Raw genomic sequence first — 18,432 nt, 5'->3', positions numbered from 1 at the left:
CCTTGAACGGGCGGAGCTGCTGTCGAGCGTGAACGGTCCGGGACGCCTACTGCAGCACGCAGTAGAGGTGCCAGCCGCAGGTCGTGGCACTCGGCGTGTGCGCCGGAGCGGACTGCTCCAGCTCACCGACCACCAGGTCGAACGCCTCGTCGACGACGAGCGTGTCGCGCTGTTCCGCTTGCAGGGTAGGAGCTTCCATGAAGGGTCCTCCTGACCGGAATGCCGGGCGGGCCACCACAACCTCCGGTGACCGGGCGCCGTGCGGTGGACAGAGACTGCCGTGGGCGCGCACATGACACGACCGCCTGTCAGTGTTGCCCAGCCGGACCTGTTCGTCAACATAACGTCCGCACCAGCACAGCGACTTCACCCCTCCCGCCCCACCCCCGGAGCCGACCGCCAGCAGGCAGCGACACCGGATCCGTCACCCCGAGCACCGACCAGCCCCCACGCCCGGCCGGCGGGGTTGTCGAGCACCCTGCCGGGGATCGGCGTCCGGCCTGGTCGGCGGCCTGGGCGGGTGGGTGGTTAGGGTCGGGGTATGAGTGCGCGCTATCTGCTTCCGTATGCCCCCGGTGTGATCGGCGGGCTGCCTGCCGGACTCGACGCCCTGGTGTGGGACGGGGAGGGGGCGGCGCCGGGGGACGAGGAGCTCCGGGGGGTGGAGTTCTTCTGCCTGCCGTACTTGCGGCATGCGGCCGCGGTGCCGGTGATCCGGCGCCTGCCGTCGTTGAAGGTGGTGCAGACGCTGACGGCGGGGATGGACGACGTGCTGCCGTACGTGCCGGAGGGGGTCGTGGCGTGCAATGCGCGCGGCCTGCACGATGCCAGCACCGCGGAGTTGGCGGTGACGCTGATTCTCGCGTCGCTGCGCGGGGTGCCGCGTTTCGTGCGGTTGCAGGACGAGGGTCGGTGGAGTCAGGAGTTCCACGACTCGCTCGCGGACCGGCGGGTGCTGATCGTCGGGTACGGCTCCATCGGACGGGCGCTGGCCGCGCGCCTGGAGGCGTTCGAGTGCGAGGTGGTGAAGGTCGCGCGGCGGGCGCGGCCCGAGGAACGGGTGCACGGGGTCGGGGAGTTGGCGGAGCTGCTGCCGGCGGCGGACGTCGTCGTGCTGCTCACGCCGCTGACGCCGGAGAGCCGCCAGCTGGTGGACGCCGGGTTCCTGGCCCGGATGAAGGACGGCGCGCTGCTCGTCAACGTCGCGCGCGGGCCGGTCGTGGACACCGCCGCGCTGCTGGCGGAGCTGTCGGCAGGTCGCCTGCGGGCGGCGCTCGACGTGACGGATCCGGAGCCGCTGCCCGCCGATCACCCGCTCTGGCACGCCCCGGGCGTGCTGATCACTCCGCACGTGGGCGGCCCGAGCAGTGCGTTCCTGCCGCGGGCGAAGCGGGTGCTGCGCGAGCAGATCCTGCGCTTCGAGCAGGGCGAGCCGCTCTCGTCCGGACACTGACGCGGCTGACGGCCCGGGCGGGCGGGCGGGTCCACCGAGGTGAGGACCCGTCCGGCCGCGCCCGTCATCGGGGGCCGTTCCCGCGACGGGCCGGTGCCGCGCCACGGCGTCCGGGTTGTCGTACCGGCCCGCCCCGTACCGGAATCTCTCACTTCCCGTTCTTGTGGACGGAGTTGGCCGCCTGGATCTCCTTCCACGACTTCGGTTCGGCCGGCAGCGGCCCGTCGGTCCGGCTCGTGGCGGCCGTCGCGGCGCCGGTGGGCACCGGGCCGGTGGCGGGCTTGGCGGGGGTGAACAGCCAGGTGGTGAACAGCTCGCCGAGGCTCCGGCCGGAGATCCGCTCCGCGTAGGCCCGGAAGTCCTGGACGGTGGCGTTGCCGTAGCGGCGCTCGGTGGGCCAGCCCTTCAGGATCCGGAAGAAGGTCTCGTCGCCGACGGTGTTGCGCAGCGCCTGGATGGCGAGGGCGCCGCGCTGGTAGACGGCGTCGGCGAGCTGGTTCTCCTCGCCCGGGTCGCCGGGCCTGACGGTCCAGAACGGGTCGTCGGCGGGGTAGGAGGCGTAGATGTAGTCGGCCAACTCCTGCGCGGTGCCCTCGTTCTCGTGCTCGGACCAGAGGAACTGCGCGTACTGGGCGAAGCCCTCGTTCAGCCAGATGTCACTCCAGCGGGACAGCGAGACGCTGTCGCCGTACCACTGGTGGGCCAGCTCGTGCACGACGACCGAGGTGTTGGAGCCCCGGGCGAACAGTCCGGGGCCGTAGAAGACCCGGGTCTGGGTCTCCAGGCCGCCGCTGGTCCGGACGTTCGGCACGAAGCCGCCGACCGAGCTGAACGGGTACGCGCCGAAGTAGCCGCTCAGCCAGTCCACCAGCTCGCCGGTGCGCTCCACGCTGGCCCGGGCCGCTCCCGCGTTCTCGCCGAGGTCCTTGCTGTAGGCGTTGTACACCGGCACCCCGCCGGCCGTGGTGCCCTGGGTGATGTCGAACTTCCCGATCGCCAGGGTCGCCAGGTAGCTGGCCTGCGGCTTGTTCTCGCGCCAGTTGTACCGGGTCCAGCCCGCCCGCGAACCGGTGCCGGTCAGCACGCCGTTGCTGATCACCTGGGTGCCGTCCGGCACCAGCACCGAGACGTCGAAGGTCGCCTTGTCGCTCGGGTGGTCGTTGCTCGGGAACCACCAGCCGGCCGAGACGGGCTCCCCGGCCACCACCGCCCCGTCCGGGGTGCGGCGCCAAGCGGTGTAGCCGCCGTACCGCTGCACGGTCGACGGCACGTCCTTGTAGCGGACCACCACGGTCGCCTCGGTCCCCCTGGGCAGCGGCCGGGCCGGGGTGATCTCCAACTCCTGGTCCCCGCTGGTGGCGAAGGCCGCGACCCGCCCGTTGACCCGGACCTCGGTGACCTGCAGCGCGAAGTCGAGGTTGAACCGCGACAGGTCCTCGGTGGCCGTGGCCAGGATGGTCGTCGTCCCCTCCAACTCGTCCGTGGCGGGCTGGTACTTCAGCCGGATGTCGTAGTGCGAGACGCGGTACCCGCCGTTGCCGAGCGTGGCGTAGTACGGATCCCCCAGCCCGTCCGCGCCCGGATGGAACCCGGAGGCCGAGGCGGGAACGGCCAGCAGCAGGCTCAGCCCGAAGGCCGCCGAAACGATCAACCTCTTGCGCACGTGCTCCTCCAGGGATCACCGGAACGACAGGTCCGCCCCGATCCCTGTCCCGCCGACACCCCGCCCACTCCCCGCCGGGCCGAACTCCCCGACGAAGACCGCTACGTCAAATGCCCCGTCAACTCACGTTGCATCGACCGTAGTTGGCCTCAACGGGCCCGATCGGCGAACCCACCGGCACCGGAGGGCTAGATGTAGCCCTCGCGGAGGGCGTAGGCCACGGCGTGGGCGCGGTTGCGGAGCTGGAAGCGGGTGGTGACGGTGTGAATGATGTTCTTGATGGTGCGCTCGGAGTAGAGGAGCTTGACCGCGATCTCGCCGGTGTCCATGCCGTCGGCGACCAGGCGCAGGACGTCGGCCTCGCGGGGGAGCAGGCCGAAGTCGGCGGGGCCGCCGTCGGGGGCCGGGCCGTCGCCGGCGCGTTGGCGGCCCATGCAGCCGATCAGTTTGCCGAGGAGGTCGGGCGGGAGGTCGCCGTGGCCGCGGTCGGCGGTGAGGACGGCCTGGCGCAGGCGGTCCCGGGTGACCTCGCGGCGCCACAGGATGGTGGTCACCCCGAGCGAGACGACGTTGAGCAGTTCCGGTTCCTGGATCCGGTCGAGGACCAGGACGACGCGGGTGCGTTCGGTCCGGACGAGCCGGGACAGGCCGGCCAGGGCCGTCTCGTCGAAGGCGTCGGCGACCAGCAGGGCCACCCCGGTCCCGCCCTGGTGGTTCTCGTCCACCAGCGACACCTCCGGGCACTGCCGGAGGAAGCTCACCACTCCGGCCCTGGAGAGCGGGTCCAGGGAGTGGACGGCCACCGGGATCGTCCGGGTGGCCTGCTGCGGGATCGATCGGGTCGTCGTACGGACGTCGTCGGCGTACTGGAGCACGGCGCTGGATTCCTTTCGTTGCGCTCGGCGGTGCGCCCACCGCCCCCCACAGGCGGCGGCGCACCGTCAGAACCGGTCGGCCGGCGCCGTCCGCACGCGACGCCGTCCCTCCCGCGGCCCGGACCGCACCGCGGGAGTTGCCCGTGTCCGCCGGCGGTTCCGCGGACTCGGCCAAGCTATCCGCCGCCGGTCAATAAAAGATTGACGGATGCGCATCTGCGCCGACGGTTCCCGTTCCGCGCGAGAAAGTTCGAGAATTTCCCGGCCCGCCGGGAGGACGGCCCGGCGGATTCGAATGCGCGGGGGCGGGCGACCGGCAGGACCGGTCCGCGGCAGGGGAATTGGACCCGCCCCGGCCCCGTGGTCCGCCGCACCGAACCGCTACCTTCTGACAATGACGGAAATCGGAGAGCCCCACGGCACCTCGGCCCCGGAGCCGGCCCCGGCGCCGGACGGCGGGGAGCGGCTGCGGCTGTCCCTGCTCGGTCCGGTGCAGGCCTGGCGCGGGGAGCGCGAGTTGGAGCTCGGCCCGCCGCAACAGCGGGCGCTGCTCACCGCGTTGGCGCTGCGGGCCCGCCGGATCGTGTCCGTCGACGAGTTGCTCGACGCGCTGTGGGAGCAGCCGCCGGCCCGCGCCGCCGCCGTCGTGCGCACCTATGTGTCGCGGCTGCGGCGGGTGTTGGAGCCGGACCGGGTGCATCCGACGGTGCTGGTGTCCTCGGGCAGCGGCTACGTGCTGCGGCTCCCGGCCGACTGCACGGACGCCGAGGTGTTCGAGGACCGGGTCGCGGCGGCGGGCCGGGCCCGCGCGCTGGGCGACCCGGCGGGGGCGCTCGGCCTGCTGCGCGAGGCGTGCGGGCTGTGGCACGGCGAGCCGCTGGCCGGGCTGCCCGGACCGTTCGCCCAGGCGCACCGCGCCCGGCTGGCCGAACGCCGGCTGAACGCCGTCCAGGCCTGGCTGGAGACCGAGTTGGAGGCCGGCCGGCACGCGGACGTGATCGGCGAGCTGACCGTGTGGGTCAACCAGTACCCGCTGCTGGAGCCGATGCGGGAGCTGCTGATGCTGGCGCTGTACCGCAGCGGGCGGCAGGCCGAGGCGCTCGGCGTGTACGCGGACGCCCGCCGCACGCTGCTGGAGCAACTGGGCGTCGATCCGGGGCCACGGCTGCGCGAACTGCACCTGGGCGTCCTGTCGGGCGACCCGAAACTGGCGGCGCCGGCCGCGGTCCCGGCACCCGCGTTCGAACCCGGCCGGCCCTCGTTCGGACCGGGCGGCGGACCTTCCTTCGGGCCCGGCGGCGCCCCGGCCGGACCCGCGCCGACGACGGTGCCGGCGCCCGCCGTGCCGGCCCAGCTGCCCGCCGACGTCTCCGACTGGACCGGCCGGGACGAACTCTGCGCGGCGCTCTGCGCGGACCTCGCGCCCGGCGGCCCGGCGATGCCGGTGGTGGGGATCTCCGGCCTGGGCGGGGTCGGCAAGTCGACGCTGGCGGTGCACGTCGCGCACGCGGTCGGCGGGCAGTACCCGGACGGCCAGCTGTACGTGAACCTGCAAGGGGCGGGGGCGTTCCCCGCGGACCCGGGCGAGGTGCTGGCCGGTTTACTGGGCGCGCTGGGGATGGCCGACGCGGCGATCCCGCAGGGGACGGCGGAGCGGGCCGCCCTGTTCCGGTCCCGGGTGGCGGGCCTGCGGGTGCTGATCGTGCTGGACGACGCCCGCGACACCCAGCAGGTCGGTCCGCTGCTGCCGGGCAGCCGCTCGTGCGCGGTGCTGGTGACCAGCCGGGCCTGGCTGTCGGGAGTGCCGATGACCCGTCAGGTCGGCCTGGAGCCGCTGACCCCGGAGGAGTCGGTGCGGCTGCTCACGGCGATCGCCGGGGAGCCGCGGGTGACGGCCGAGCCGGCGGCGGCCCGGCGGGTGGCGGCGGCCTGCGGGTTCCTGCCGCTGGCGGTGCGGACGGCGGCGTCCCGGCTGGCGGCCCGCCCGGCCTGGCAGCTGTCGCACATGGCGGACCGGCTGGCGTCCGAGCGGCGCCGGCTGGCCGAGTTGGAGGCCGGGGAGCTGGCGGTCGCCGCGTCCTTCCGGCTCAGCTACGACCAGCTCGACCCGGAGACCGCCCGCGCGTTCCGGCTGCTGTCGGCGGCGGACGGCCCGGGGGTGTCCTCGGCGGCGGCCGCGGTGCTGCTGGGGCTGCCGGAGCCGGAGGCCGAGCGGCTGGCCGAGTCGCTGACCGACCTGGGGCTGCTGTCCTGCCCGTACCCCGGCCGGTACCAGTACCACGACCTGCTGCGGCTGTTCGCCCGCGAGCTGCTCCGGGAGGTGGACGGGGAGGCCGCCGGGCGGGCCGCCGTGGAGCGGCTGCTGCGGCACTACCTGGCGACGGTGGCGGGCCTGTACCGGGTGGTCCGGCCCGGCTACCCGTTCCCGGACCTGGTGACGGCGGCCGTCGAACCGGAGCCCTCCGCACCGGAGTTCGACGGCCCGGCCGAGGGGCTGCGCTGGGCCCGGCAGGAGGTCGCCGCCGTGCTGGCGGTCGCCGAGCAGGCCACCCGGGACCAGGACGGCCCGCTGGCGGTGGTCGCGGACCTGACGCTGGTGCTGATCCAGCTGATCGACCTGGGCATGGCCGTGCCGGAGCTGTGCGAGCTGGCCGGACGGGTCGCGGAGGCCACCGCGGCGGCCGGCCTGCCGGAGAGCGAGGCGCGGGCCCGGTACACGCTGATGTGGGCGCAGCGGGAGTTCCAGCGCACCCGGCAGTCCCGGGCCGAGGCGGTGCGGGTGGTGACGCTGGCCCGGCGGACGGGGCAGGCGGCGCTGCTGCCGGGGGCGCTGATCGTGCTGGCGCTGACCGGTCTCCCGCACTGCACGGACGAGGAGGTGGCGGCCTGGTGCGAGGAGGCGATCGCGCTGAGCGCCGAGTCGGGCAGTCCGTCCGCGCACGCCTTCGTCGAGGGGATGGCGGCGCTGGCCGACCTGGCGGTGGGCCGGGCGGAGTCGGCCCGGGAGCGGGCCGGGCGCAGCCTGGCGGTGTTCCGGGAGCTCGGGGACTTCGTCGGCCAGGTGCACATGCTGTACGCCCGGGCGACGGCGCTGCACGGGATGGGCCGGCCGGAGGAGGCGTGCGAGGACTACCGGGAGTGCCTGGGGGCGCTGCGGGCGCTGGGCGCCTGGGACCGGATGCCGGGTGTGCTGGTGGGCCTGGCCGAGTCGTGCCGGGCCGCGGGGCGGCCGTCGCAGGCGCTGGAGGCGGCCGAGCAGGCGTTGGCGATCGCCCGGAAGGTCGGGCTGGAGCACCGCCGGGCGAACGCGCTGGACGCCATCGGGCGGGCGCTGCTGGACCTCGGGGAGCACGACCGCGGCCGGGCCTGCCTGGCCTAGCGGCTCCCTCGGCGGGGCTCTCGAATTCGACGGCCTTCGCCGATCCCCGGAACAACTCCCCCGCAAGTCCGTGATCTTCCCGAGATATTCGCCGCAGGGTGCGCAACGATCATCACGGATCTATCTCGGTGCGGGTGGCGGGGAAGCGAATTGGGGTTCCGGAGTTCAATCGGCGGAGCCGGGTTCGGGTTCTCCGGACTTCCGGTGCGGAACACGGCCCGCGGCGGCCGCCGGCGATTCCCGGCCGGATTCCGCACGAGCGTTCTCCGTTCACCCGGCGGACCCCGGAGCGTACGCGAACCTTCCGCGCCAACGCCGCCCGGCGGGCCACCCCGGGGCCCGCGCCGACGCTGCCCGGCGGACCGTCCCGAGCCCGCGCGGAGACCGTCCGGGGCAGCGCCGAGTGCCCCATCGGGCAGTGTCGGCGGGCGGTCCGGGCGGCCCTCGGGCGGAGCGTTGACACCCCGTATTGGTCCAGTCCACTGTGGTGGAACCAGGTCATCCACGGTGCCGCCGCAGCCTTCCGCGCCCGCCCGCGAGCCCGTCCCGGACGGCGCGGCGCGGGGCTCCGGGTCCCGCCCGACCGGCCGGCCGGCGCCGCACCGCATCTGACGATCGGACGGAGAGTCCCACACCCATGCAACGCGTCTGCCTCGCCCTGCCCACCATGCGGGCCTGCCCCGGCACCATCGCGGACCTCGCCGAGGAGGCGGCCTACGCCGTCGAGACCTTCGGGGCCGAGGTCCACCTGCTCGTCCTGGACACCACCGTGGGCGCCGAGTTCGCGAAGAACGCGGACGCCGTGGCCGCGCTGAAGCCGGCCCCGGGCGTGTTCGTCCACCACCTCGGCAACGAGGAGCAGCGCGCGTTCTTCCTCGACGTGGCCCGTCGCTCCGGCGGCGCCGACCCCGAGCTGCTGCTCGACCTGATGCTCCCTCAGGACGTCGCCTACGGCTCCTGCGTGAACCGGATCTTCCTGGGCGCAGCGGCCCTCGGCTGCACCTCGGCGCACTTGCGCAACGACGACTTCGACTACCGGGTCGTCGACGGCGCGAAGATGTTCCCGATCCACCACGAGCTGCTGTCCGTCGGCAAGCCGGCCGGGGAGGCGGTGGCCGGGGTGTCCCGCTCGGAGCTCGACCCGGCGGACGCGGACAAGCCGGTGATGCTGGTCAGCGCCTCCTTCATGGGCGAACTCAACGTGGACATCGGCGAGATCAACGAGCTGGACCCGGAGGTCTACCGGGACCTGGTGCGCCTGTGGACGCCGCGCGTGTGGACCCGCGAGGAGCAGGACGCCATGGTGGACGTCTCCTTCAAGGGCGCCGAGCCGGAGACCTTCGACCCCGCGGACTCGGTGCTCGGCGTGCCGGACATCTGGGACGTCTACATGTGCAACGTCGCCCTGGACCACCGGGGTTACGAGGTACTGCCGCTGGTGCCCTCGCTGCGCACCATCGGCGCCGACTACGCCCTGCTGCACGCCCTGGTGCACGCCAAGCTGCCCGCCGTCATCCACAAGCGGCACATCGTCAACTACTACACGCCCGAGCGCCGGATCGGCGCCGGCTTCGTCTCGTACCAGCTGCGCTTCGTGAAGATGCTGCTCTCGATGCTGTACCTGTACCCGGTGTACGGCCAGATGATCGACCTCGGCACCGGACTCCTGGACGAGCGGCACGAGTTGAAGGTCGAGCCGATCCTCGCCCTGGTGCGCGGCACCGTCGACCTGGACCGGGACGTGAACGAGACCTGCCTGGACGAGGTGGACCGCCTCTACCGCAAGCTGGGCGGCAAGTACGCCGAGCTGGCGGACGTGGTGGCCGGGCAGCGGCAGCAGCTCCTGGACGAGGCCCGGGAGGACGCCGAGCGCTGGGCCGTGCTGATCGAGCACTGGGCGCCGATGGTGGCCGCCGCCCGCGAGCGGGGGCTCGCCGGGTGAGCGGGGAGTTCCTGATCCGTCAACTGGCCGACGGGGACTGGGACGCCGTGGTCGCGCTGGAGCACGACGCCTACGCGGCCGACGGCCTCTCCGAGGGCCGGGAGGCGCTGCAGTCCCGGGCCCGCTGCTCGCCGGAGACCTGCTGGGTGCTGGAGCTGGACGGCGCCGTCCGCGGCTACCTGCTGAGCCTGCCGTACCCGCCGCTGCGCTGCCCGGACCTCGCCGCGCCGGAGGACGGGGCGTTCGCCTCGGACAACCTGCACGTCCACGACCTGGTGCTGGCCGAGGAGTTGCGCGGCCGGGAGCTCGCCGCGCGGCTGATGGAGCACGCCCAGGAGCAGGCGGTGGAGCGGGGCTTCACGCAGGTGTCGATGGTCGCGGTGCGCGGCAGCGACATCCTGCTGCGCTTCTACGGCTACCGCGCGCACCGCGAGGTGGCGCTGCCCGCGTCCTACGGGCGGCGCGCGGTCTACATGTCGAGGCCGGTGGGCTGAGCCCGCACGCGTCGAGCCCGGCCGGTCTGTCGCCGGCCGGGCTCAACGTGCTTTCTACGCGTGGGAGTTCAGGCCCAGTGGTGCCGGCGGACGGTGAACGGGCGGTCCGTGTCCACGGCGACCGCCGCCCGGAACGGGCCGGGGACGGGCACGTCGGCCAGATGCAGCGGGCCGGGGCCGAGCGGGCCCGGGTCGGCCAGGCGCAGCGGGGAGGGCCCGGCGAGCGGCAGGCCGAGGCCCTGGGCGAGCCGGCCGCCGTACGCCTTGACGCAGGCCTCGCGGCGGCACCAGAGCCGGGTGAAGCGGTCGGCGGCGTCGGCCGGGGTGGGTGCGTCGAGGACGAGTGCCGCGTCGGCGGGCGGGAAGTGGCGGCGGGCGATCCGGGCGCCGACGGCGGGCGGGCGGAGCTGTTCGACGTCCGCGCCGACCCGGCGCCCGTCCGCGAGGGCGAGCAGCGCGAGGGCGCCCGAGGCGGACCAGTTGACGTCGAGGCTGCCGCCGTCCGCTGGGCCGGGCCGGCCGTGCGGGCCGCGCCGCCACACCAGTTCGGCGGGCGGGACGGCGAGCCGTTCGGCGACCAGCAGCCGGACGGCGCCCCGGACCACGGCGAAGCGCGCGCCCTGCCGCGGGTCGCGGGCCCGGTCGGCGCGCTCCCGCTCCTCGGCATCGAGCAGGCCGTACAGCCGGCGGACCACGGCCGGGGGCTGGTCGGTGGGGATGGTCCACACGTCGACGAGATCGGCGGCGGCGGTCACGGCAGGATGAGGGTGCTGAGCCAGCCGAGCCGCCGGTCGTGGTCGGCGACCAGCAGCGGGCCGTCGGCGAGGCGGTCGGCGAGCAGGCTCCAGACACCGGTGAACGGCTGCCCGGGGCGGGCCGCCTCCGCGCCCTCGGGGAGGCCGCCGCGGTCCAGGCCGGCGGCGAGCAACAGCCCCGCACCCGGGCCGAGTTCGCGGTGCCGGTCGAGGACGGAGCGCAGTGCCGCCGCGCCGTCCGGCTCGGCCTGCTGACGGACCGTCATCCCCTCCCCCGGGGCCTCCTCGCAGACCAGGACGACGGCCCGGTGTCCGGCGGGCAGTTCCACGGGCTCGGCGGGCCGGTGGTGCAGGGCGCTCTGCTCGGCGAGCACGATCACGGCGCGCCGGCAGCCGCCGGTGCGGTGGTGGGCGGCGGCGATCCGCAGCGCGGCGAAGGCGGTGGCGCTGCCCTGGTCGCAGACGGCGAAGGCGGTCGGCTGCCCGGGGCAGTACCGGCTGAGCCGGAGCGAGGAGGGCGCGGCGGGCCGGACGTCCGGCGAGGAGAAGGCGAGGATCAGCAGGTCCGCGGGCTCGCCCGCGGGCAGCGCCCGCGCGAACAGGCCGGCGGCCATCTCGCCGTAGTCGTGGCCGGCGCCTTCGGCGAGCAGGTCCTCCCGCAGCGGCAGGCCGTACGGGCGGACCAGATCGGCCGTGAAGACGCGCAGGTCGGGGTGGAGCGCGGCGGCGGAGCTTCCGTCGAAGCCGGCGGCGACCGCCCTGGTCACGCGCAGGCCGCGGGTCTCGGCGGGCATCGGGTCAGTCCTCGTCGGCGTAGTGCCCGACGACGTAGGCGGTGAGGCTGTCGACGGTGCGGACGTCGTCGATGGCGAGGTGCTCGACGTCGACCTGGATGGCGAGTTGCTCCTCGATGTCCAGGATCAGTTCGACGATGCCGGAGGAGGTGAGGCCGAAGTCCTCGAAGAAGCAGGCGTTCGCGGGGATGTCGGCGAGTTCGACGCCGAGGACGCGCGGCAGGACGTCCTCGATGCCGCGCCGGATGCGGTCGCGCTCCTCGGGAGCGACCGGTGCGGCGGCGGCCGGTGCGGGAGCGGCCGGTGCGGGAGCGACCGGTGCGGCAGTGGGCGCGGCAGCAGCCGGGAAGGCGGGGTCTGACATGGGTGGACCGTCCGATGGTGGAGGAGGAACGGGGAGTTCAGTGCCGCAGGACCATCGCGGCGAAGGTGGCGCCGACACCGGCGGCGGCGATCAGGTAGTGGTCGCCCGGCCGGAGCGCCCCGCCGGTGAGGGCGGTGCGGAGGTTGACGAAGGCGTCCGCGGCGAAGCTGTGCCCGACCGCGGTCACGTTGTCCAGCACCACCCGCTCGACCGGGAAGTCGAGTTGACGGCAGATCATCCGCCAGGAGGCCTGGTTGACGTTGTGCGGGAGCAGCAGGGCGAGGTCGGAGAGCTCCAGGCCGGCCTGGTCGAGCGCGGCCTGCACGGTCTCGACCATGGCGGGCTGGTACTCCCGCTGGTAGCGGACCATCAGCTCCGGGTCCTCGGCCGGGCGGCCGTAGAACTCGGGGCGCTGGCGGACCGCGTAGGAGAGCACGCGGTTGCGCTCGCCGTCGGCGCTGACCAGGCAGGCCGTGGACGCCTCGGCGAAGATCGTGGTCTCCGGGAGGAGTTGGGCGTCCCGGGTGAAGGTCTTCTCCCCCGCCAGCACCAGGGCCAGTGCCGACGGGTCGCCGTCGTCGGCCAGCAGTCGCCCGGCCAGGTCGACGGCCAGCAGCGAGGCGGCGCAGGCCTGTTGGGTGACGGTGAAGGCGTCGGCGTGGGCGAGCCCGAAGCGTTCCTGGAGCTGGTGCAGCGGGTTGAGCGGGTAGGGCACGGCGACCGGCGTGTTGCGGGCGTACAGCAGGTAGCGGATGCGGTGTTCGTTGCCGCGCAGTTCGGGCAGTGCCCGGACGGCGGCGTCCAGCAGGTCGAGCAGCGTCCCGTCCGGGTCCAGGCGCACCTGGTCCAGGCCGTGGAAGCGGCGGAAGAGTCGGAGTTGACGTGGGGTAAGGCCGATCCGGGCGCCCACGGTTTCGATCGGTTCGAGACGCGGGGGGAGGTGGACGGCCACTGCCTCCAGTGCGGTCACGCCGGTTAGTATTCCCACGCCCCGCGGGTCGCACAAGCGATCACCGCCCTGGGGCCCCCTCCCGCACCCCCGTTGCCGTCGAGCCGGTGGAGTCTTCCGATGACCGATCCCCTGCCTTCCTTCGTGTACCCAGAAACCGCTTCCGGCTTGGCCTCCGAGCCGTCCGCCGGGCTCGATCCGGGCCTGCTGGCCGCGCTGGCGGAGGCCGCCGACGCGCTGCCCGAATGGGCAGAGTCGCTCGCCCCCGAGGACCGACTCGACGGCGATCTCGCCCTGGACGAAACCGAGTTCGCGGTGCTGGACGCGCTGCTGCGGGAGCGCTTCGGCGCCGACCTGGCCGCTCTGCGGGCCGGCCTCGGCCCGGACGGCCTGGCCGCGCTGACCGTCGGCGACCTGGCGGAGCTGGTGCGCCGATGAGCCGTTTCCTGCTGGTGGTGCCCCCGCTGGCCGGGCACGTCAACCCGGCGTCCGGGATCGCCGACGAGCTGCTCGCCCGCGGCCACCAGGTCGCCTGGACCGGCACCGAGACGATGCTGCGACCGCTGCTCGGCCCCGACGCCCGGATCTTCGGCACCGGCAACCGGATGTTCCGGGCGATGGGCGGCCACGGCCTGGCCTCGCTGCGCTCGCTGTGGGAGGGCTTCGTCGTCCCCTACGCCAGGTTCACCCTGAAGCCGCTGGACGCGGTGGTCCGCGAGTTCCGGCCGGACGCGCTGCTGGTGGACCAGCACACCCCGGCGGGCGCGCTGGTCGCGCACCGGCACGGCCTGCCGTGGGCGACGCTGGCGCCGGGGGCGCTGGAGCTGGGCCGCCCGTACCGGCACCTGCCGCGGGTCGAGGCCTGGACGGCGGGCCTGCTGGCCGGGCTGTGGGAGCGGGCGGGGCTGCCCGCCGGGGAGTTCACCGACCCGCGGTTCTCGCCGCACCTGGTGCTGGCCACCACCGGCCGGGCGCTCCTCGGCGACCTCTCCGGCCTGCCGCAACTCGCCCTTGTCGGACCGGTGCTGACGGCACGTCCGGCGGATCCGGCGTTCCCGTGGGAGCGGCTGGAGCCGGGCCGGCGCACCGTGCTGGTCACCATGGGGACGATGTCGGACGCGGTCGGCGCGGACTTCCTGCACCGCACCGTCGAGGCGCTGGCCCGCCTCGGTGCAGGCGTGCAGGCGGTGATCGCCTCGCCCCGCGGGGCACTGCCGGCTGCCCTTCCGGACTCCGCCCTGGTGGTCGATCGGGCACCGATCCTGGAACTGCTGTCCAGGGGCGGGTTGGACGCGGTGCTCTGCCATGGTGGGATGAACACCGTGGTCGAGTCGCTGGCGCACGGTGTCCCCGTGCTGGCGGCGCCGATCCGCAACGACCAGCCGTTCGTGGCGCAGCGGGTCGTGGAGGCCGGGGCCGGCCTGCGCGTCCCGTTCGCCCGGGTCGGCCCGCCGGTGATCGCCGAGCGGCTGCGGCGGGTGCTCGACGAGCCGTCCCGCCGGACGGCCGCCGAGTCGATCGGTCGTCAACTGCTGTCCGGCGGCGGGGCGTTGGCCGCCGCCGACCGGATGGAAGCGCTGGTCGCGCCCTGATACCGCCCCGCGCCCCGCCGACCCCCGTTCCATGCCCGGGGCCGGCCGGCGCGGGGCCCACGCCCCCACCCCAGCCCGGGAGTTCTGGTTGATCGAGACCAAGGGACTTCGCAAGTCCTATCCGTCCGGCAAGCACGGCCGCACCGTCGACGCCGTCCGCGGCATCGACCTGGACGTCCGCGCGGGCGAGATCTTCGGCTTCCTCGGCCCGAACGGCGCCGGGAAGACCACCACGCTGCGCATGCTCGCCACCCTGATCCGCCCGGACGGCGGCGCGGCCCTGATCGCCGGCGCCGACCTGCTGGCCGACCCGGCCGAGGTCCGCCGCCGGATCGGCTACGTCGCCCAGGGCGGCGGCACCGCCGACGCGGTCAGCGGCCGGGAGGAGCTGGTGATGCAGGCCCGGATGTACGGCATCCGCAAGGCCGACGCGCTGCGCCAGGCCGAGGACGCCCTCAAGGCCTTCGACCTGACCGAGTTCGCCGACCGCCACTGCAGCACCTACTCCGGCGGCCAGCGCCGCCGCGTCGACATCGCCCTCGGGGTGATCCACTCCCCCAAGGTGCTGTTCCTGGACGAGCCGACGGTCGGCCTCGACCCGGCCAGCCGCGGCCAGGTGTGGGCCGAGATCCAGCGGCTGCGCACCGAGGGCATGACGGTGGTGGTGACCACGCACTACCTCGACGAGGCCGACGCGCTCTGCGACCGGGTCGCGATCGTCGACCACGGCCGGGTCGTCGTCGAGGGCACGCCCGAGGCGCTCAAGCGCGAGATCTCCGGCGACGTCGTCCTGCTCGGCCTCGCCGCCGGGGAGGCCGGCCCGGCGGCCGACGCGCTGCGCGGGCAGCCGTACCTGCACCGGCTGGAGCCCGGCGAGGACGGCCTGCGGCTCTACCTGGACGACGGCGCGGCGGCGATCCCGCAGCTGCTGAGCGTCCTGAACGCGGCGGGCATCGTCCCGGGGACGGTGCAGCTCCAGCGGCCGAGCCTGGACGACGTGTTCCTGGCCCGCACCGGCCGCTCCATCGAACAGTCCTGACGAGAGATCCCTGGGGTTCCTTCCGTGAAGCTCGCCCGTGACACCTGGCTGGTCTTCCAGCGGCAAGTGCTGCTGATGTGGCGCACACCGATCTGGATCGTCGTCGGCATCACCCAGCCGGTCTTCTACCTGCTGCTGTTCGCCCCGCTGCTGAAGAAGGTGCTGGCGCCCATGGGCGCCACCAGCTACGCCGAGGCCTACCAGATCTACGTGCCCGGCCTGTTGGCGGTGCTCTGCATCTTCGGCGGCCTCTACACCGGGTTCAGCCTGCTCGGCGAGCTCAAGGCCGGCATCATCGAGCGCTCCCGGGTGACCCCGGTCAGCCGGCTCGCCCTGCTGCTCGGACGGGCGCTGCGCGAGATGGTCGGCCTGCTCGTCCAGGCGGTCATCATCACGCTGTGCGCGCTGCCGTTCGGCCTCCGCGTCGACCCGGGCAGCCTGCTGCTGGCGTACGTGCTGCTCGGCCTGCTGGCGCTGATGACCTCGGCGCTCTCGTACGGCATCGCGCTGGCGCTGCCCAACGACGCCGCGATGTCGCCGGTGGTGAACACCGTCGCGCAGCCGATCGGCCTGCTCTCCGGCGTGCTGCTGCCGCTGGCGCTGGCGCCGGCCTGGCTGCAGCGGGTCGCGGAGTGGAACCCCTTCTACTGGGCGGTGGAGGGCATGCGGGCGCTGTTCTCCGGGCACCCCGGCGACAGCGTGGTCTGGCAGGGGCTGCTGATCGTCGCGGTGCTGACGGCGGTGGCGGTGTCCGCCTCGGCCCGGCTGTTCTCGGCCCGGATCCGGTAGCGCGCGCACAGCAGGAGCGGGGAGGGGCCGCGGCCCCTCCCCGCTCCGTCGTGCTCAGTGCGCCTCGGCCCGGACGAACTCGGCCAGCCGGGCCACCCCGGTCTCGATCTGACGCCCGCTCAGCGCGCTGATCGACAGCCGCAGTCGGCGCTCGCCGCCGCCCGCCGGGTAGAACGGGGCCATCGGCGTCCACAGCACGCCGTGCTCGCGGGCGCAGCGCTCCATCGCCTGCTCGTCGGCGGTGAACGGGACGTGGAGCACGGCGAAGAAGCCGCCCGCGGGCTCGTTCCAGGACACGCCGAGCCGGTCCCGCTCGGCCGGCGGGAAGTGCCGCTCCAACTCCCGCAGCAGGACGTCCAGGTTGGCCGCGTAGTGGGCGCGGGCCGGGGCGTTGGCCTCGCGCAGCCGGCAGTCGGACCGGAGCAGCATGCCGCCGATCACGGCCTGGCTGAGCGCCGGGGTGTTGACCGTCGTCATGCTCTTCAGCTTGGCCAGCTCGTCGGCCAGCAGCGTGCTGCGGCCGTCCGGGGCGAGCACCCGCTGGTCGGCGACCACGTAGCCGAGCCGGGCGCCGGGGAAGCAGGTCTTGGCGAAGGAGCCGAGGTGGATCACCTGGCGGCGCCCGTCCAGCGCCTTCAGGGTGGGGCGCGCGCCGGGCTCGCGGGCGAAGAACCCGTACGGGTTGTCCTCGATCACCAGCAGCCCCTCCTCGGCCGCCGCCTCCAGCAGCCCGGCGCGCGCCCCGACCGGCATGCTGGTGCCGGACGGGTTGGCGAAGTCGGGGACGACGTACAGTGCGCGCGGGCGGCCGCCGGCCCGGACGGCGCGCGCCGCCTCCCGCACGGCCGCCGGGTCGGGCCGCCCTCCGGCCCCTCCGGGACGGGCACCGTCGCCAGGTCGAGCAGCCGGGCCGCGCCGGTGACGCCGACGTAGCAGGGCGAGCTGACCAGCAGGACGTCCTCCGGCGTGGCGCACAGCGCCCGCAGCACCAGCAGCATGCCCTCCTGCGCGCCCACCGTCAGCACCAGCGAGGCCGGATCGACGTCCAGGCCCTCGTCGTTGGCGAGGGTCCGGGCGACCAGGTCGCCGATGATGCCCTTGGTCGGCCCGTACTGGAACAGCGCGGTGCGCACGGCGCTGCCGCTCAGGCCGCGTCCGGAGAGGTGCGCGAGAAAGGCGTCCAGGTGCTCGTGGACGTCCTCCGGTTCGAAGAATCCCTCGTGCGGGCGGCCGGGTGCGAAGGAGAGCGCCTCCGGGTAGCGCTCGGTGACCTCGTTGAGGAAGGTCATCGCGTCCAGCAGCGGATCGGCCAGGCTGGCGTGCAGCTCGTCCAGCGGCAGCGTGACGGCGCTCATCGCAGCGCCTCCCGCAGCCGGTCGGCGGCGTACCGCTGGGCGTCCCGGCCGTCGTCCAGGACGCCGGCCATCGCGAAGAAGCCGTGCGGCATGCCCTCGTAGCGCCGCAGCCCGACCGGGACGCCGGCGGCGCGCAGCGCCTCCGCGTACGCCTCGCCCTCGTCGCGCAGCGGGTCGTACTCGGCGGTGATCACCGTCGCGGGCGGCAGACCGGCCAGCGAGGCGGCCCGCAGCGGGGAGGCCAGCGGGTTCGCGCCGTCGGCCGGGTCGGCCAGGTAGTGGCCCCAGTACCAGGCCACCGAACGGCGGTTGAACAGCAGCGGGTCGTCGTGCTCGCGGACGGACGGGGTGTCCGCGCCGTGGTCGGTGTTCGGGTAGACCAGCAGCTGGTGACGGAGCGCGGGACCGCCCCGCTCCTGCGCGGCCAGCGTCAGCGCGGCCGCCAGGTTCCCGCCCGCACTGTCCCCGCCGACCGCGAACCGCCCGGCGTCGACGCCGAGTTCGTCCCCGTGCCCGGCAATCCACTCGGCCGCGGCGAGCACGTCGTGCACGGCCGCCGGGAACGGGTGCTCCGGCGCCAACCGGTACCCGACCGAGACGGTGACGCACCCGACCGCATTGGTCAGCCGCCGGCAGATCGCGTCACTCGTGTCCGGCGAGCCGAGCGTCCACCCGCCCCCGAACAGGTAAAGCAGGACGGGGAGTTCACCGTCGCTCTCGGGCCGGTACACCCGCAGCGGCAACGCACCGCCGGGGCCGGGAACGCTCAACTCCTCGACCGAACCGACGGGTTCCGGATTCCCGGCGGCGGCCCGGATGTCGGCGAGGTCCGCCGCGCGGGCCTCGCCCAACGTGCGGGTGTACAGCGGAGGCGTACCGGCCGCGGCGCGCTGCCGGCGCATGGCCTCGGCCTGGGGGTGCAGTGGCAAGGGAGGTTTCCTGACGTAGGGCGGGCGGGTGTGGGAACAGGCGTGCCGGGGACCGCTTCC

18 protein-coding genes are annotated in these 18,432 nt (G+C 74.4%); 8 read left to right on the top strand and 10 right to left on the bottom strand.

Annotation, left to right across the window (positions count from 1 at the left end):
• Positions 1 to 46: 46 nt before the first annotated feature.
• Positions 47 to 199: a hypothetical protein gene (locus tag KCH_RS41675; RefSeq protein WP_157032208.1), complete on the bottom strand. Its 153-nt coding sequence runs from the start codon at positions 197 to 199 to the stop codon at positions 47 to 49.
• Positions 200 to 541: 342 nt separating this feature from the next.
• Between KCH_RS41675 and KCH_RS27585 the strand changes: the two genes are divergently transcribed.
• Positions 542 to 1,453, top strand: coding sequence for a 2-hydroxyacid dehydrogenase (locus KCH_RS27585; RefSeq protein ID WP_035867437.1), 912 nt, complete (start codon positions 542 to 544; stop codon positions 1,451 to 1,453).
• 148 nt (positions 1,454 to 1,601) lie between these two features.
• On the opposite strand, the gene KCH_RS27580 is transcribed toward KCH_RS27585, so the two are convergent.
• Together KCH_RS27580 and KCH_RS27575 are read right to left on the bottom strand one after the other, a co-directional pair.
• Positions 1,602 to 3,116: a M1 family metallopeptidase gene (locus tag KCH_RS27580; protein ID WP_035867434.1), complete on the bottom strand. Its 1,515-nt coding sequence runs from the start codon at positions 3,114 to 3,116 to the stop codon at positions 1,602 to 1,604.
• A 188-nt stretch (positions 3,117 to 3,304) separates the two neighbouring features.
• On the bottom strand, positions 3,305 to 3,991 hold the full coding sequence (locus KCH_RS27575) for a helix-turn-helix transcriptional regulator (RefSeq protein WP_084223955.1): 687 nt from the start codon (positions 3,989 to 3,991) through the stop codon (positions 3,305 to 3,307).
• 394 nt (positions 3,992 to 4,385) lie between these two features.
• On the opposite strand from KCH_RS27575, the gene KCH_RS27570 reads away from it, so the two are divergent.
• From KCH_RS27570 to KCH_RS27560, 3 genes are all read left to right on the top strand, one after another.
• Positions 4,386 to 7,370, top strand: coding sequence for an AfsR/SARP family transcriptional regulator (locus KCH_RS27570; RefSeq protein ID WP_051653501.1), 2,985 nt, complete (start codon positions 4,386 to 4,388; stop codon positions 7,368 to 7,370).
• Positions 7,371 to 8,007: 637 nt separating this feature from the next.
• Entirely contained in the window at positions 8,008 to 9,312 is a 1,305-nt protein-coding gene (locus KCH_RS27565) for a DUF6271 family protein (RefSeq protein WP_035867432.1), read from the top strand.
• Positions 9,309 to 9,806, top strand: coding sequence for a GNAT family N-acetyltransferase (locus KCH_RS27560; protein WP_035867430.1), 498 nt, complete (start codon positions 9,309 to 9,311; stop codon positions 9,804 to 9,806). The genes KCH_RS27565 and KCH_RS27560 overlap by 4 nt, the downstream gene beginning before the upstream one ends.
• Positions 9,807 to 9,874: 68 nt before the next feature.
• On the opposite strand, the gene KCH_RS40105 is transcribed toward KCH_RS27560, so the two are convergent.
• The 4 genes from KCH_RS40105 to KCH_RS27535 are packed head-to-tail and all read right to left on the bottom strand — an operon-like array spanning position 9,875 to position 12,689.
• The gene (locus tag KCH_RS40105) at positions 9,875 to 10,561 is read right to left on the bottom strand and encodes a 4'-phosphopantetheinyl transferase family protein (protein WP_035867428.1); all 687 of its coding nucleotides are present in this window, start codon (positions 10,559 to 10,561) and stop codon (positions 9,875 to 9,877) included.
• Positions 10,558 to 11,355: a hypothetical protein gene (locus KCH_RS41670; RefSeq protein ID WP_051653500.1), complete on the bottom strand. Its 798-nt coding sequence runs from the start codon at positions 11,353 to 11,355 to the stop codon at positions 10,558 to 10,560. Before KCH_RS41670 ends, KCH_RS40105 begins: the two co-directional genes overlap by 4 nt.
• 4 nt (positions 11,356 to 11,359) lie before the next feature.
• Positions 11,360 to 11,719, bottom strand: coding sequence for an acyl carrier protein (locus tag KCH_RS27540; RefSeq protein WP_051653499.1), 360 nt, complete (start codon positions 11,717 to 11,719; stop codon positions 11,360 to 11,362).
• A 37-nt stretch (positions 11,720 to 11,756) separates the two neighbouring features.
• Complete coding sequence (locus KCH_RS27535) at positions 11,757 to 12,689, bottom strand: 3-oxoacyl-[acyl-carrier-protein] synthase III C-terminal domain-containing protein (RefSeq protein ID WP_035867421.1); 933 nt, start codon at positions 12,687 to 12,689, stop codon at positions 11,757 to 11,759.
• Between the two features lie 99 nt (positions 12,690 to 12,788).
• On the opposite strand from KCH_RS27535, the gene KCH_RS27530 reads away from it, so the two are divergent.
• The 4 genes from KCH_RS27530 to KCH_RS27515 all read left to right on the top strand — a co-directional run bounded on the left by KCH_RS27530 (position 12,789) and on the right by KCH_RS27515 (position 16,088).
• Positions 12,789 to 13,106 carry a hypothetical protein gene (locus tag KCH_RS27530; protein ID WP_035867418.1) on the top strand — a complete coding sequence of 106 codons (318 nt, stop codon included), beginning with the start codon at positions 12,789 to 12,791 and terminating at the stop codon, positions 13,104 to 13,106.
• Entirely contained in the window at positions 13,103 to 14,260 is a 1,158-nt protein-coding gene (locus tag KCH_RS27525) for a glycosyltransferase (RefSeq protein ID WP_035867416.1), read from the top strand. Before KCH_RS27530 ends, KCH_RS27525 begins: the two co-directional genes overlap by 4 nt.
• A gap of 88 nt (positions 14,261 to 14,348) precedes the next feature.
• Positions 14,349 to 15,299 carry a daunorubicin resistance protein DrrA family ABC transporter ATP-binding protein gene (locus tag KCH_RS27520; RefSeq protein ID WP_035874068.1) on the top strand — a complete coding sequence of 317 codons (951 nt, stop codon included), beginning with the start codon at positions 14,349 to 14,351 and terminating at the stop codon, positions 15,297 to 15,299.
• Positions 15,300 to 15,323: 24 nt separating this feature from the next.
• Entirely contained in the window at positions 15,324 to 16,088 is a 765-nt protein-coding gene (locus KCH_RS27515; RefSeq protein ID WP_035867413.1) for an ABC transporter permease, read from the top strand.
• Between the two features lie 54 nt (positions 16,089 to 16,142).
• On the opposite strand, the gene KCH_RS46705 is transcribed toward KCH_RS27515, so the two are convergent.
• From KCH_RS46705 to KCH_RS27505, 3 genes are read right to left on the bottom strand one after another with little or no spacing between them, the layout of a single operon-like run.
• The gene (locus KCH_RS46705; RefSeq protein WP_341865417.1) at positions 16,143 to 16,841 is read right to left on the bottom strand and encodes an aminotransferase class I/II-fold pyridoxal phosphate-dependent enzyme; all 699 of its coding nucleotides are present in this window, start codon (positions 16,839 to 16,841) and stop codon (positions 16,143 to 16,145) included.
• A complete protein-coding gene (locus tag KCH_RS46700) occupies positions 16,781 to 17,443 on the bottom strand; it encodes an aminotransferase class I/II-fold pyridoxal phosphate-dependent enzyme (protein WP_341865416.1) in 663 nt (220 codons plus the stop codon). Before KCH_RS46700 ends, KCH_RS46705 begins: the two co-directional genes overlap by 61 nt.
• Positions 17,440 to 18,372, bottom strand: a complete 933-nt coding sequence (locus tag KCH_RS27505) for an alpha/beta hydrolase (RefSeq protein WP_035867411.1) — start codon at positions 18,370 to 18,372, stop codon at positions 17,440 to 17,442. Before KCH_RS27505 ends, KCH_RS46700 begins: the two co-directional genes overlap by 4 nt.
• Positions 18,373 to 18,432 lie beyond the last annotated feature (60 nt).

Source organism: Kitasatospora cheerisanensis KCTC 2395 (assembly GCF_000696185.1).
Classification (GTDB): Bacteria; Actinomycetota; Actinomycetes; order Streptomycetales; family Streptomycetaceae; genus Kitasatospora; species Kitasatospora cheerisanensis.
Note: the sequence above shows the minus strand (reverse complement) of the source record. Positions and strands in the feature narration are given on the sequence as shown.

What these genes read in the sequence shown, in the direction of transcription:
- KCH_RS27530 (WP_035867418.1), top strand. Translation starts at nt 12,789, where the DNA reads ATGACCGATCCCCTGCCTTCCTTCGTGTACCCAGAAACCGCTTCCGGC.
- KCH_RS41670 (WP_051653500.1), bottom strand. Translation starts at nt 11,355, where the DNA reads ATGCCCGCCGAGACCCGCGGCCTGCGCGTGACCAGGGCGGTCGCCGCC.
- KCH_RS46700 (WP_341865416.1), bottom strand. Translation starts at nt 17,443, where the DNA reads ATGAGCGCCGTCACGCTGCCGCTGGACGAGCTGCACGCCAGCCTGGCC.
- KCH_RS46705 (WP_341865417.1), bottom strand. Translation starts at nt 16,841, where the DNA reads ATGCCGGTCGGGGCGCGCGCCGGGCTGCTGGAGGCGGCGGCCGAGGAG.
- KCH_RS27525 (WP_035867416.1), top strand. Translation starts at nt 13,103, where the DNA reads ATGAGCCGTTTCCTGCTGGTGGTGCCCCCGCTGGCCGGGCACGTCAAC.
- KCH_RS27585 (WP_035867437.1), top strand. Translation starts at nt 542, where the DNA reads ATGAGTGCGCGCTATCTGCTTCCGTATGCCCCCGGTGTGATCGGCGGG.
- KCH_RS41675 (WP_157032208.1), bottom strand. Translation starts at nt 199, where the DNA reads ATGGAAGCTCCTACCCTGCAAGCGGAACAGCGCGACACGCTCGTCGTC.
- KCH_RS27540 (WP_051653499.1), bottom strand. Translation starts at nt 11,719, where the DNA reads ATGTCAGACCCCGCCTTCCCGGCTGCTGCCGCGCCCACTGCCGCACCG.
- KCH_RS27565 (WP_035867432.1), top strand. Translation starts at nt 8,008, where the DNA reads ATGCAACGCGTCTGCCTCGCCCTGCCCACCATGCGGGCCTGCCCCGGC.
- KCH_RS27570 (WP_051653501.1), top strand. Translation starts at nt 4,386, where the DNA reads ATGACGGAAATCGGAGAGCCCCACGGCACCTCGGCCCCGGAGCCGGCC.